Origin of the sequence: Mycobacterium sp. NPDC050551 (genome assembly GCF_040674075.1) — a bacterium.
Classification (GTDB): Bacteria; Actinomycetota; Actinomycetes; order Mycobacteriales; family Mycobacteriaceae; genus Mycobacterium.
On the sequence record NZ_JBFARC010000004.1, the window covers coordinates 387196 to 398891 of the forward strand.

At 70.0% G+C, this 11696-nt stretch carries 16 protein-coding genes; 11 read left to right on the forward strand and 5 right to left on the reverse strand.

Annotated features, from left to right (window positions below; translation table 11 throughout):
* Positions 1-13: 13 nt before the first annotated feature.
* A complete protein-coding gene (locus AB0K11_RS18355) occupies positions 14-442 on the forward strand; it encodes an A24 family peptidase (protein WP_364979616.1) in 429 nt (142 codons plus the stop codon).
* A 47-nt stretch (positions 443-489) separates the two neighbouring features.
* On the opposite strand, the gene AB0K11_RS18360 is transcribed toward AB0K11_RS18355, so the two are convergent.
* Genes AB0K11_RS18360 through AB0K11_RS18375 form a run of 4 tightly spaced genes read right to left on the reverse strand, consistent with a single transcriptional unit; the run spans position 490 to position 2643 of the window.
* On the reverse strand, positions 490-771 hold the full coding sequence (locus AB0K11_RS18360; protein WP_364979619.1) for a nitrile hydratase accessory protein: 282 nt from the start codon (positions 769-771) through the stop codon (positions 490-492).
* On the reverse strand, positions 768-1388 hold the full coding sequence (gene nthA / locus AB0K11_RS18365; protein WP_364979622.1) for a nitrile hydratase subunit alpha: 621 nt from the start codon (positions 1386-1388) through the stop codon (positions 768-770). The genes AB0K11_RS18360 and nthA overlap by 4 nt, the downstream gene beginning before the upstream one ends.
* Complete coding sequence (gene nthB / locus AB0K11_RS18370; protein ID WP_364979625.1) at positions 1385-2122, reverse strand: nitrile hydratase subunit beta; 738 nt, start codon at positions 2120-2122, stop codon at positions 1385-1387. The genes nthA and nthB overlap by 4 nt, the downstream gene beginning before the upstream one ends.
* Positions 2119-2643, reverse strand: coding sequence for a DUF1097 domain-containing protein (locus AB0K11_RS18375; RefSeq protein ID WP_364979628.1), 525 nt, complete (start codon positions 2641-2643; stop codon positions 2119-2121). Before AB0K11_RS18375 ends, nthB begins: the two co-directional genes overlap by 4 nt.
* Positions 2644-2804: 161 nt before the next feature.
* Between AB0K11_RS18375 and aroC the strand changes: the two genes are divergently transcribed.
* Genes aroC through aroQ form a run of 4 tightly spaced genes read left to right on the forward strand, consistent with a single transcriptional unit; the run spans position 2805 to position 6178 of the window.
* Positions 2805-4016: a chorismate synthase gene (gene aroC / locus AB0K11_RS18380; protein ID WP_364979631.1), complete on the forward strand. Its 1212-nt coding sequence runs from the start codon at positions 2805-2807 to the stop codon at positions 4014-4016.
* Positions 4016-4675, forward strand: a complete 660-nt coding sequence (locus AB0K11_RS18385; RefSeq protein ID WP_364979634.1) for a shikimate kinase — start codon at positions 4016-4018, stop codon at positions 4673-4675. The genes aroC and AB0K11_RS18385 overlap by 1 nt, the downstream gene beginning before the upstream one ends.
* Positions 4668-5750: a 3-dehydroquinate synthase gene (gene aroB, locus AB0K11_RS18390; protein ID WP_364979637.1), complete on the forward strand. Its 1083-nt coding sequence runs from the start codon at positions 4668-4670 to the stop codon at positions 5748-5750. Before AB0K11_RS18385 ends, aroB begins: the two co-directional genes overlap by 8 nt.
* Positions 5744-6178: a type II 3-dehydroquinate dehydratase gene (gene aroQ, locus AB0K11_RS18395; RefSeq protein ID WP_364980462.1), complete on the forward strand. Its 435-nt coding sequence runs from the start codon at positions 5744-5746 to the stop codon at positions 6176-6178. The genes aroB and aroQ overlap by 7 nt, the downstream gene beginning before the upstream one ends.
* Here the strand turns inward: aroQ and AB0K11_RS18400 are convergent.
* Positions 6175-6789 carry a B-4DMT family transporter gene (locus AB0K11_RS18400; RefSeq protein ID WP_364979640.1) on the reverse strand — a complete coding sequence of 205 codons (615 nt, stop codon included), beginning with the start codon at positions 6787-6789 and terminating at the stop codon, positions 6175-6177. The genes aroQ and AB0K11_RS18400 overlap by 4 nt on opposite strands.
* A gap of 33 nt (positions 6790-6822) precedes the next feature.
* Between AB0K11_RS18400 and AB0K11_RS18405 the strand changes: the two genes are divergently transcribed.
* The 6 genes from AB0K11_RS18405 (at position 6823) to AB0K11_RS18430 (ending at position 11682) form a co-directional block, all read left to right on the forward strand.
* Positions 6823-7911, forward strand: a complete 1089-nt coding sequence (locus AB0K11_RS18405) for a Xaa-Pro peptidase family protein (RefSeq protein WP_364979643.1) — start codon at positions 6823-6825, stop codon at positions 7909-7911.
* A 27-nt stretch (positions 7912-7938) separates the two neighbouring features.
* Entirely contained in the window at positions 7939-8502 is a 564-nt protein-coding gene (gene efp / locus AB0K11_RS18410) for an elongation factor P (RefSeq protein WP_364979646.1), read from the forward strand.
* A 20-nt stretch (positions 8503-8522) separates the two neighbouring features.
* Complete coding sequence (gene nusB, locus AB0K11_RS18415; protein ID WP_364979648.1) at positions 8523-9008, forward strand: transcription antitermination factor NusB; 486 nt, start codon at positions 8523-8525, stop codon at positions 9006-9008.
* Positions 9009-9258: 250 nt separating this feature from the next.
* Complete coding sequence (locus tag AB0K11_RS18420) at positions 9259-9984, forward strand: GntR family transcriptional regulator (protein WP_364980465.1); 726 nt, start codon at positions 9259-9261, stop codon at positions 9982-9984.
* On the forward strand, positions 9981-10211 hold the full coding sequence (locus tag AB0K11_RS18425) for a ferredoxin family protein (protein ID WP_264015696.1): 231 nt from the start codon (positions 9981-9983) through the stop codon (positions 10209-10211). The genes AB0K11_RS18420 and AB0K11_RS18425 overlap by 4 nt, the downstream gene beginning before the upstream one ends.
* Positions 10212-10248: 37 nt before the next feature.
* Positions 10249-11682 carry an ABC transporter substrate-binding protein gene (locus AB0K11_RS18430; protein WP_364979651.1) on the forward strand — a complete coding sequence of 478 codons (1434 nt, stop codon included), beginning with the start codon at positions 10249-10251 and terminating at the stop codon, positions 11680-11682.
* Positions 11683-11696: the final 14 nt, after the last annotated feature.

Sequence of the window (11696 nt, forward strand, 5' to 3'; positions counted from 1 at the left end):
TTAGCCTCGACGGATGGGGGCGGGAGTGCTGGCGGTGGCGGCTTGCTGGCTGGTGGCCTTGTCGGTCTGCGACATCCGGGAGCGCCGGCTGCCCAACGCGCTGACGCTGCCCGGCGCCGTGCTGGTGCTCTCTGCCGCCGCCTTCGCCGGTCGCGGGGGGCCCGCCGTGCTGGGCGCCGCCGCGCTGTTCGCCGGCTACGCCGCGGTGCACCTGATCTCACCGGCCGCGATGGGCGCCGGTGATGTGAAGCTGGCGCTCGGCGTCGGCGGACTCACCGGCGCCTTCGGCCCCGACGTCTGGATGCTGGCCGCCGTGGCGGCCCCGCTGCTGAGCGCCGGGTGGGCGGTGGTCGCGCTGCTGCGGCGGCGAGGGTCGACGGTGCCGCACGGTCCGGCGATGTGCGCGGCGTCGGCCGCGGCCGTAGCGCTCGCCGTCCTGTGATCTCGGCGTGATCTCGAGCGGTGAGCGCGCGATACCACGCCGGAATGCTAGTGGTCCTCGCCGCGCGGGGGTGCGTCGAGGACGCTGTGCTCGTCGACCACCTTCTGCAGCGCGCTCACCCAGTGGTCGTAGTACTGCCACTCGCCGCGTTGGCCGTCGGGGGCATTCTCCCAGCGGCCGATGGTCTCGATCAGGTTCTGCTGGAAGTCGCTCCAGTCGTAGTGGCCGAACTCCGACAGCGCGAGTGCCAGGCCGAAGGCACGGCGCTGCCACTCGTGGTCGAACTGCGGGGCGGCGGCGTCCGTGGTGCAGGTGTCGTGGAGTCTCATGACACCGGTCCCGCGAGGCCCACACCCATCATCGACTCCGTCGTGACAAGGTCCATCAGCATCTCATCAGTGAAATCGTCGGTCCCCGATGGTCGTTCAGGTATCACGAACCAGCGCGAATGGCCGCTGCTGTCCCACACCTTGATCTCGGTGTCCGCGGGCAGGTCGACGCCGACCTCGCTGAGCACCTTGCGCGGCTCGCGTGCGGCCCGGGAGCGGAACACCGGATCCTTGTACCAGTAGGGCGGCAGGCCGAGCACCGGCCACGGGAAGCACGAGCAGAGCGTGCAGATCACCAGATTGTGCACACCGGGGGAGTTGGCCACCGCCTGCAGATGCTCGCCCTCGGCGCCTGCCATCCCGTCGGGCAGGTCGAGTTCCTCGATGGCCGACGGGGTGTCGTCGACGATGCGGGCCGCGAAATCCGGGTCCGTCCAGGCCTTCACGACGATCTTGCGGCCGTTGAGCGGTGTCATCTCCGACTCGAAGTAGGCCAGCACCTTGTCCACCGTCTGCGGGGTGATGATGCCCTTCTCGACCAGTAGCGACTCCAGTGCGGCGACCTTCGCCGCACTGGTCTCCTCACGGTCGTCGGGGTATGAGAACTGCCCGCTCATCCGGCTCCTTCCAGGTAGGCCTCGAACAATTCGGCGTAGAACGTCTGTAGTCCCGGCTCGGCGCGCGGACCGAACATCTCCTCGGGTGTGAAGGCGACGACGTAGATCGGCATCGGGTCGCCGATGCCGTCGCCGGTGTGGGTGAAGTAGCCGTAGTCGCCCTCGAAGACGCGCTCGACGGTGCCGAGCCGTCCGCGTAGGTGGCCGGGTAGGCGGGTGTGCGCGCCGGCCGGGACGTTGGTGATCCGCACCTGTTCGCCGACGGCGAACTTCGGGTGGGCGACGTCGCGCCGCGGGCTGTCGCCCTGGCGCAGGTATGCCACCACCTGCTCGTCGATGGCCGGCTCGGCCGATGAATCATCCTGCGCTGCAACATTGTCGGAATCAGCCTGGCGTGCTGCCAGTTCGTCTTCGTCGAGGTAGCCCTTGTCGAGGAAGAACTGCGTGATGCCGCCCAGCCATTTCTCGTAGTAGCGGAACTTGAAGTAGTCGAACGGGTTCATCGCCTCTGCCCCGGTGCGCAGGTCGGCCCACGTCCACTCGTCCTTGAACACGGTCGGCACGTCGTCGATCGGATACTGCGGCAACGCCGACCCCAGGTGGTTGGACAATCCCATCATCGCGACGTGGATGCCGAAGATCCGTTTCTCCCACTCCTCGACGAACACCCGCTTCTCGAAGTTCAGCGGCTCCGGCAGTCCTTCGAGACCGCCGAGATTGTGCTGCAGTTTCATTGTGCCGGACTACCTTCCGTTGTCGGCTCCACCGCGCTGTCGCGGGTGAGCAGCGTCGCCACATATTCCGAGAGCAACCCGAAGGACGCGCCGAGCACGCATGCCGTCGCGGCCACCAGACCGGGATGGCTGATGGTCGTCACGGTGACGGCGTTACCGGTGCCCGCGACCGTCGACACGGTGGCCGCGAAGCCGATCACCACGGCCGGAGTGGTCGACAGCAGCGGCACCCAGGAGGCCTGCACCATCACGGCGCTTCCGACCCCCACGGCCAGCGCGACGGCGAACACGCTGCCGCCCAGCAGATGCCCGGCGTACAGGCTGGCCGAAGCGATCACGACGCCGACGAGGTTGCTCGACAGCGAACGCACCCAGCCGGCGACACCGCCGCCGACGAAGAAGAACGACGCCCACGTCAGGAACACCACCCAGATCGGGACGGTGATCACCTCGGCGGTCAGCGCCACCGCCACACCGCCGAGCACGCCGATACTCAGGGTGAGCGCTGATCGCGAGTCCATGCATGGACTGTGCCGCCGATGTGTTTCCGGGCCGTGACGGTGATTTTGCGATTGGGGTCGACCAGCCGCGAGCACCTGGATCCCGGTGCCCGCCGCGTTCGGCTACGCGCCGTGGATCGGCGAATTACGTCCGGGAAACCCGACGTGGGAAGATGGGACGCGTGTTGCGTTGGACCACTGCCGGTGAATCGCACGGCCGCGCCCTGGTGGCCATGCTCGAGGGCATGGTCGCCGGTGTGCATGTCACCTCCGAGGACATCGGCGACCAGTTGAAGCGCCGCCGCCTCGGCTACGGCCGCGGCGCCCGGATGAAGTTCGAGCAGGACCAGGTGACGGTGCTGGCCGGAGTCCGGCACGGGCTCACCCTCGGCGGGCCGATCGCCATCGAGATCGGCAACACCGAGTGGCCGAAGTGGGAGACGGTGATGGCCGCCGACCCCGTCGACCCCGCCGAACTGGCCGACATCGCCCGCAACGCGCCGCTGACCCGGCCGCGGCCCGGCCACGCCGACTACGCCGGCATGCTCAAGTACGGCTTCGACGACGCCCGCCCGGTGCTGGAACGCGCCAGCGCCCGCGAGACGGCCGCCCGGGTCGCCGCGGGCACCGTCGCGCGCGGCTTCCTGCGCGAGGCCCTCGGCGTCGAGGTGCTGTCCCACGTCATCTCCATCGGCGCGAGCAAGCCCTACGACGGCCCGCCGCCGCAACCCGGCAACCTGACCGCGATCGACGACAGCCCGGTCCGGGCGTTCGACAAGGACGCCGAGGATTCGATGATCGCCGAGATCGAGGCGGCCAAGCGCGACGGCGACACCCTCGGTGGCGTCGTCGAGGTGGTGGTGTCCGGGCTGCCGGTGGGTCTTGGCTCGTTCACCAGCGGCGACAACCGCCTCGACAGCCAACTCGCCGCGGCGGTGATGGGCATCCAGGCGATCAAGGGCGTCGAGATCGGCGACGGATTCGAGACCGCCCGCCGCCGCGGCAGCGTCGCGCACGACGAGATGTATCCCGGCCCCGACGGTGTGTTGCGCTCGACCAACCGCGCAGGCGGGCTCGAGGGCGGCATGACCAACGGCCAGGCGCTGCGCGTGCGGGCCGCGATGAAGCCGATCTCCACGGTGCCCCGGGCGCTCGCCACGGTCGACATGGCCACCGGCGACGAGGCCGTCGCCATCCACCAGCGCTCCGACGTGTGCGCCGTCCCGGCCGCGGGCGTGGTCGTCGAGACGATGGTCGCGCTCGTCGTCGCGCGTGCCGCACTGCAGAAGTTCGGCGGCGACTCGCTGACCGAGACCCGGTCCAACATCGACTCCTACCTGCGGGCGGTCGCCGAGCGTGCGCCCTCCGATCACGCGGCGCAGGCGTCGGGCTGATGGCGCCCAAGGCGGTCCTCGTCGGCCTGCCCGGCTCGGGTAAGTCGACCATCGGACGCCGGCTGGCCAAGGCGATCGGCCTGTCCCTCCTCGACACCGACACCGCGATCGAGCAGACCACCGGCCGCACCATCGCCGACATCTTCAGCACCGACGGCGAGCAGGAGTTCCGCCGCATCGAGGAGCAGGTCGTGCGCTCGGCGCTGCAGACCCACGACGGCGTGCTGTCCCTCGGCGGCGGCGCGGTCACCACACCCGGGGTCCGCGAGGCGCTGGCCGGCCACACCGTCATCTATCTCGAGATCAGCGCCGCCGAGGGGGTGCGCCGCACCGGCGGGAGCACCGTGCGGCCGCTCCTGGCCGGGCCCGACCGGGCGGAGAAGTTCCGCGAGTTGATGGCCGCCCGGGCGCCGCTGTACCGCCGGGTGGCCACCATGCGGATCAACACCAACCGGCGCAACCCCGGGGCGGTCGTGCGGCACATCGTGGCCCGGCTCGACGCCGCGCCCGCACCCGCCCCGGCCGGCAAGCCGGTGGCACGTCCCCGCAGGCGCCGCCGACCGCCGTGGCGGCGCGGCCCCGCCGGGCAGCAGCAGAGCGACACCCCGCCCACCCCCGCGGTCATGGCCGCACGGCACCCGGAGCGAAGGAATGACTGACCCGGTCGTCGTCGACGTGCTCGTCGACAGGCCCTACCCCGTGATCATCGGCACCGGCCTGCTCGGTGAGCTGGGCCGCACACTGGCGGGCAGGCACAAGGTCGCGGTGCTGCATCAGCCCACGCTCGCCCAGACCGCCGAGAGCATCCGGCACCACCTGGCCGAGCAGGGCATCGACGCCCACCGCATCGAGATCCCCGACGCCGAGGCCGGCAAGGAGCTGCCGGTGGTCGGCTTCATCTGGGAGGTGCTGGGCAGAATTGGCATCGGCCGCAAGGACGCCGTCGTCAGCCTGGGCGGGGGAGCGGCCACCGACGTGGCCGGCTTCGCCGCGGCCACCTGGCTGCGCGGGGTCGACATCGTCCACGTGCCCACCACGCTGCTGGCGATGGTCGACGCCGCCGTGGGCGGGAAGACCGGCATCAACACCGACGCGGGCAAGAACCTCGTCGGCGCTTTCCACCAGCCGGCCGCGGTGCTGGTCGACCTGGCCACCCTGGCGACCCTGCCCCGCAACGAGATCGTCGCGGGGATGGCCGAGATCGTGAAGGCCGGCTTCATCGCCGACCCGGTGATCCTCGACCTCATCGAGGCCGATCCAGAGGCGGCTCTGGATCCCACCAAAGACGTGCTGCCCGAGCTGATCCGGCGCTCGGTCACCGTCAAGGCCGAGGTGGTCGCCGCCGACGAGAAGGAGTCGGCGCTGCGGGAGATCCTCAACTACGGCCACACGCTGGCGCACGCCATCGAGCGGCGCGAGCGCTACCAGTGGCGCCACGGCGCGGCGGTCTCGGTGGGACTGGTGTTCGCCGCCGAACTGGGCCGGCTGGCAGGGCGCCTCGACGACGACACCGCCGCACGGCACCGCAGGGTGCTCACCGCGCTGGGCCTGCCGGTGCACTACGACGCCGACGCGCTGCCGCAACTGGTGGAGTTCATGGCCGGCGACAAGAAGACCCGCTCGGGGGTGCTGCGCTTCGTGGTGCTCGACGGGCTGGCCAAGCCGGGCCGGCTGGAAGGTCCGGACCCCGCGCTGCTGGCCGCCGCCTACGCCGAGATCGGAGCCGGATCGTGACGACCGTACGGGTGCTCAACGGCCCCAACCTCGGCCGGCTGGGTCGCCGCGAGCCCGCGGTCTACGGCAGCACCACCCATGACGATTTGGTCGCGCTGATCGAACGGGAGGCCGCCGACTTGGGGCTCGAGGTGTCGGTCCGGCAGAGCGACAGCGAGGCCGACCTGCTGGGCTGGGTGCACGACGCCGCCGATGCGGGGGAGGCCGTGGTGCTCAATGCCGGCGCGTTCACCCACACCTCGATCGCGCTGCGCGACGCGTGCGCCGAACTGAGCGCCCCGCTGATCGAGGTGCACATCTCCAACGTGCACCGGCGCGAGCAGTTCCGGCACCACTCGTACCTGAGCGAGGTGGCGACCGGCGTGATCGTCGGTCTCGGCGTGCAGGGCTACGTCGCGGCGCTGCGCTACCTGGCGACGCTCGACTAGGGCTGCTGCTGCTGGCGCGGGGTGGTCGGCTCGTCGACCGCCGTCGTCGTCTGGTGCGGCGCCGTCTGCTGCCCATCGGCGTACTGCCCGCTGGTCCCGTCGTCCTGCCGGTCTCCGCTGCGGACCGCGGCGAACACGTCGGTGTCGGCCCGGTCGTCGTCCGTGCCCTCACGGCGGCGGGTCTGCTCGGGCGCCTTGCGGTCCACCAGCCAGCGGCCGATGGTGGCGCCGAGGATGGCGAACAGGAACGTCATCAGCGCGGTGAAGGCCGCGAACGTGGTGAGCTCGTTCAGCAGCCCCTCGACGTACAGGCTCTTGTAGAAGATCCCGATGAACCACGCGACGAAGCCGCTGACCACCCCGGCGAACAGCCCGGCCAACAGCCACACGATCGCGAGGTCGGAACGCCGCTCGGGATCGGGGTTGCTGCGTGCGTCGGCCCGGCCGTCGATCAGCCCCCAAACGAACACGGCGATGATGAAGAGAACGACGAGGACGACGCTGATGAGGGTGGCCTTGGTCTCCCACACATTGATCGCCGCTCCCTGCACCAATCGGACGATCACCATCAGGGCAGCGAAGACCAGTCCGCGCACTAACCACTTGCTCATGAGGGCACAGCGTAGCGAGTACCGTCAGCGGCTGTGACTCATTCCCAGCGTAGAGATCGGTTGCGCGCCCGGCTCGAGGCCGCCGATTTGGCTGCCATGCTGGTCACCGACCTGGTCAACGTGCGTTATCTGTCCGGTTTCACCGGCTCGAACGCCGCGCTGCTGATTCTCACCGACACGCCGGCCGCCGTGCTGGCCACCGACGGGCGGTACCGCACGCAGGCCGCGCAGCAGGCGCCCGACGTGGAGGTGGTGATCGACCGGGCGGTGGGGCCGTGCCTGGTGGCGCGGGCCGGGGCCGCGCGGGTCGGCCGACTGGGCTTCGAGAGTCATGTGGTCACCGTCGACGGTCACCGCGGGCTGCTCGAGGCCCCGACGGACATCGAACTGGTCCGTGCGCCGCGGACGGTCGAAGCGCTGCGTGAGGTCAAGGACGCCGGCGAGATCGCGCTGCTGCGGCTCGCCTGCGAGGCCGCCGACGCCGCGCTGACCGACCTGGTGGACCGGGGCGGATTGCGGCCGGGCCGTACCGAGAAGGAGGTCGGCCGGGAGCTCGAGTCGTTGATGCTGGACCACGGCGCCGACGGCGTGTCGTTCGAGACCATCGTGGCGACGGGCGCCAACTCGGCGATACCGCATCACCGGCCGACCGATGCGGTGCTCGCCACCGGCGACTTCGTCAAGATCGACTTCGGTGCGCTGGTGGCCGGCTACCACTCCGACATGACCCGCACCTTCGTGCTCGGCCGTGCCGAGCAGTGGCAGCGCGACATCTACACCCTGGTGTCCGACGCGCAGCGCGCCGGCCGCGAGGCGCTCGCAGCCGGGGTGACCCTCAAGGGTGTGGACGCCGCCTCCCGGCAGGTGATCGTCGACGCCGGCCACGGCGACAACTTCGGCCACGGCCTCGGTCACGGCGTGGGTCTGCAGATCCACGAAGCGCCGGGAATCAACTCCGCAGCCGCCGGTACACTGCTTGCTGGCTCCGCGGTCACCGTGGAACCCGGTGTCTACCTACCCGGCCGCGGCGGCGTCCGCATCGAGGACACGCTGGTCGTCAGTGAGGAATCAGACACCCCCGACTTACTCACCCGGTTCCCCAAGGAACTGGCCATCCTCTGACACAGAGAGCTAGGAGCAGTACCGACCGTGGCATCGACCGCCGACTTCAAGAACGGGCTCGTCCTCAACATCGACGGCCAGCTGTGGCAGATCACCGAATTCCAGCACGTCAAGCCCGGCAAGGGGCCCGCCTTCGTGCGCACCAAGCTCAAGAACGTGCTGTCGGGCAAGGTCGTGGACAAGACCTACAACGCCGGGGTGAAGGTGGAGACGGCGACCGTGGACCGCCGCGACGCCACTTACCTGTACCGCGACGGGTCGGACTTCGTGTTCATGGACTCCGAGGACTACGAGCAGCACCCGCTGCCCGAGGCGCTGGTGGGCCGCGCCGCGGGCTTCCTGCTCGAGGGCATGGCGGTGCAGATCGCGTTCCACGACGGGGCGCCGCTGTACCTGGAGCTGCCGGTGACCGTCGAACTCCTGGTCGCCTCCACCGAGCCGGGGCTGCAGGGCGACCGCTCCAGTGCGGGCACCAAGCCGGCGACGCTGGAGACCGGCGCCGAGATCCAGGTCCCGCTGTTCATCAACACCGGCGACAAGCTCAAAGTGGACTCCCGCGACGGCAACTATCTCGGCCGGGTCAATGCCTGACCGCACCGGAGCCCGGATCGATGCCTGACCGGCCGGACAAGGGCCGGCATCAGGCCCGCAAGCGGGCGGTCGACCTGCTGTTCGAGGCCGAGGCCAGGGGCATCAGCCCGGCCGGGGTCGCCGAGGCCAGAACGGCGCTGTCGCACACCCAGGCCGACGTGTTCGCACTCAACCCCTACACGGTCACGGTGGCGCACGGCGTCACCGAGCACGGCGCCCACATCGACGACCTGATCTCGGCGCACCTGCAGGGCTGGACGCTGGAGCGGCTGCCTGCGGTGGACCGGGCCATTCTGCGGGTCGCGGTGTGGGAGCTTCTGCACGCCGACGACGTGCCCGCACCGGTGGCCGTCGACGAGGCCGTCGAACTCGCCAAGCAGCTGTCCACCGACGATTCGCCGAGCTTCGTCAACGGTGTGCTGGGCCAGGTGATGCTGGTGACACCACAGATCCGAGCCGCCTCCCAGGCGGTGCGGGAAGCGGTGCGGGGCACCCCGGAAGGCTAGAAGGACCCTGCGCGCCGCGGCTTTTCGCTCACCGCGATTGCAATACTCAGGCTCCGCCCCGGGGTGGCGCAATCGCCGGAGTAACGGCTGATTCGGCAGGTCGGCGGTGGTGTGCGACGGCGCAATGCACGGCCGCGCCACGGGGTGGCCGCGCGCAGCGGGAAGGTCGTGCGGATCGCGCCCTAACGTGATTCGGGTGTCGCACGCCCCAGCCGGTCACGAAGCCGGCCACGAAGCGGAAGCCATCCCGCTGCCGGACCGGCGTGCGCGCGCGGACCGGGCCCGGCAGGTGGCCGACGTGCTGCGCCACCAGATCCACGCCGGCGCATACGCCGAAGGACTTCCCGCCGAGCAGGACCTCGCCGCCGAATTCTTCGTCTCCCGCAACACCGTTCGCGAGGCGCTCGCTGTGCTGAAGAACGAGGGCCTCATCGACCGCGGCCCACGGGTCGGCACCCACGTCGCGGTCCGCAAGTACGACCACGGACTCGACGCGCTGGCCGGACTCAAGGAGACGTTCAAGGGCTACGGCGAGGTGCGCAACGAGGTACGAGCGGCGATGCGGCTGGCCGCCCCGCCCGCGGTGGCGCGCCGGCTGCAACTGCCGCCCGGTGCGCAGGTGGTCTTCGTGGAGCGGCTGCGCTATCTGGGCGACCTCCCGCTGTCCCTCGACCTGACCTACCTCGCGCCCGACATCGGTGAGCAGGTGCTCGAACACCGGTTGGAGAACAACGACGTGTTCGCCCTCATCGAACAGGTCAGTGGGCAGCGCCTCGGCGCGGCAACGCTGGCGCTGGAAGCGGTGTCGGCCGACCCTCATTCGGCGGCGACGCTGCAGGTGCCCGACGGCGCAGCGCTGCTGATGCTCGAACGCCTCGCCAGTCTCGACGACGGCAGGCCCGTCGACCTGGAGTACATCCGCATGCGTGGCGACCGGATCACCATGCGCGGCAACCTGATCAGGAGTGACTCATGACGCTGGTGAACAACCAACGCGCCGACGTCCCGGTGACGATCGACGAATCGCTGTGCATCGAGGGCTGCACCCTGTGCGTCGACGTGTGCCCGCTCGACTCGCTGGCCATCAACCCGGAGAACGGCAAGGCGTTCATGCACGTCGACGAATGCTGGTACTGCGGCCCGTGCGCGGCCCGCTGTCCCACCGGCGCCGTCACCGTCAACATGCCCTACCTGATCCGCTAGTCCGGCTCGTCAGCCCCGACCTCCCAGGACACCGCACATGAAACGCACCATCGCCGTGGCGCTCGCCGCCGCCACCGTCGGCTCGCTGGCCGCCTGCTCGATCGATTCGCAGTCACAGTCCGACGACACCGTCAACGTGGTCATCGGCTACCAGTCCAAGACCATCAACACCGTCACCGCCGGAACCCTGTTGAAGGCCAAGGGTTTCCTGGAACAGCGGCTCGCCGACGCCGGCGAGTCCACTGGCGTCGACTACAACGTCCAATGGCAGGACTACGACACCGGCGCGCCGATCACCGCGCAGATGGTCGCCGAGAAGATCGACATCGGCTCCATGGGCGACTATCCGCTGCTCATCAACGGCTCCAAGACCCAGGCCAACGAGCGGGCGCGCACGGAGTTCGTCTCCGTCACCGGCTACAGCCCCACCGGTTCGCTGAACATGATCGTGGTGCCGCCGGATTCGCCGATCAGGTCGGTCACCGACCTGCGCGGTAAGAAGGTCTCGGCCAGTGTGGGTTCGGCCGGCCACGGCACCCTGGTCCGGGCGCTCGACAACGCCGGTATCGACCCCAAGAGCGGCGTCGAGGTGCTCAACCAGCAGCCACAGGTCGGCGCGTCGGCACTGGAATCGGGCCAGGCGCAGGCACTCTCACAGTTCGTCGCCTGGCCGGGACTGCTGGTCTTCCAGGACAAGGCGAAGCTGCTCTACGACGGCGCCGAGGGCGACTATCCGACCTTCCACGGTGTCGTCGTGCGCCGTGACTACGCCGACAGTCACCCCGAGGTGCTCGACGCGTTCCTGCAGGCTCAGCTCGACGCCACCGACTTCCTCAACGAGAAGCCGCTGGAATCGGCGAAACTCGTCGCCGAGGGCAGCGGACTGCCCGAGGAGGTCGTCTACCTCTACAACGGCCCGGGCGGCACCAGCTTCGACACCACCCTCAAGCCCTCGCTGATCGAGGCCTTCAAGGGTGACGTGCCCTACCTGAAGTCCATCGGCGACTTCGCCGACCTCGACATCGACGGATTCGTCTCCGACGAGGCCCTCCGCAAGGCCTTCGCCGAACGCGGCGTGGACTACGACGCCGCACGCGGCAGCACCGCCAACCCGTCGGTGATCCGCGGCCAGGACCCGGTGTGCAACGCCGCGGTCACCGATCCCCGCCTGGCGGGTGAACTCTGGCTCGACGGCCGGGATGCCACCCAGCCTGCGGCGAACCCGGGATGCCTGCTGCGTGCCGTGCGTGAGGCCACCGCCCGCGGCGAGAACGTCCGTGCGGCCTACGTGTCCGACACCGAGTACGGGACCCGCTGGTTCGCCGACAAGTCCGTCTGGGTGCGCTCCGGCGACCAACGGAGCCCGCAGTACCTGCCGTTCGGCACCCTCGCCGGCGCCCAGCGCTACACCGGCAGCCACCCCGGGTCCACGGTCGTGGACTACCAGCAGGCGCTGGCGGGGGCGGTGTGACCGCCCCGCCCGCG

Excerpts from the sequence above, each read along its gene's own strand:
- AB0K11_RS18355 (WP_364979616.1), top strand. The coding sequence starts at position 14 with ATGGGGGCGGGAGTGCTGGCGGTGGCGGCTTGCTGGCTGGTGGCCTTG.
- AB0K11_RS18360 (WP_364979619.1), bottom strand. The coding sequence starts at position 771 with ATGAGACTCCACGACACCTGCACCACGGACGCCGCCGCCCCGCAGTTC.
- nthA (WP_364979622.1), bottom strand. The coding sequence starts at position 1,388 with ATGAGCGGGCAGTTCTCATACCCCGACGACCGTGAGGAGACCAGTGCG.
- nthB (WP_364979625.1), bottom strand. The coding sequence starts at position 2,122 with ATGAAACTGCAGCACAATCTCGGCGGTCTCGAAGGACTGCCGGAGCCG.
- AB0K11_RS18375 (WP_364979628.1), bottom strand. The coding sequence starts at position 2,643 with ATGGACTCGCGATCAGCGCTCACCCTGAGTATCGGCGTGCTCGGCGGT.
- AB0K11_RS18385 (WP_364979634.1), top strand. The coding sequence starts at position 4,016 with ATGGCGCCCAAGGCGGTCCTCGTCGGCCTGCCCGGCTCGGGTAAGTCG.
- aroB (WP_364979637.1), top strand. The coding sequence starts at position 4,668 with ATGACTGACCCGGTCGTCGTCGACGTGCTCGTCGACAGGCCCTACCCC.
- AB0K11_RS18400 (WP_364979640.1), bottom strand. The coding sequence starts at position 6,789 with ATGAGCAAGTGGTTAGTGCGCGGACTGGTCTTCGCTGCCCTGATGGTG.
- nusB (WP_364979648.1), top strand. The coding sequence starts at position 8,523 with ATGCCTGACCGGCCGGACAAGGGCCGGCATCAGGCCCGCAAGCGGGCG.
- AB0K11_RS18425 (WP_264015696.1), top strand. The coding sequence starts at position 9,981 with ATGACGCTGGTGAACAACCAACGCGCCGACGTCCCGGTGACGATCGAC.
- AB0K11_RS18430 (WP_364979651.1), top strand. The coding sequence starts at position 10,249 with ATGAAACGCACCATCGCCGTGGCGCTCGCCGCCGCCACCGTCGGCTCG.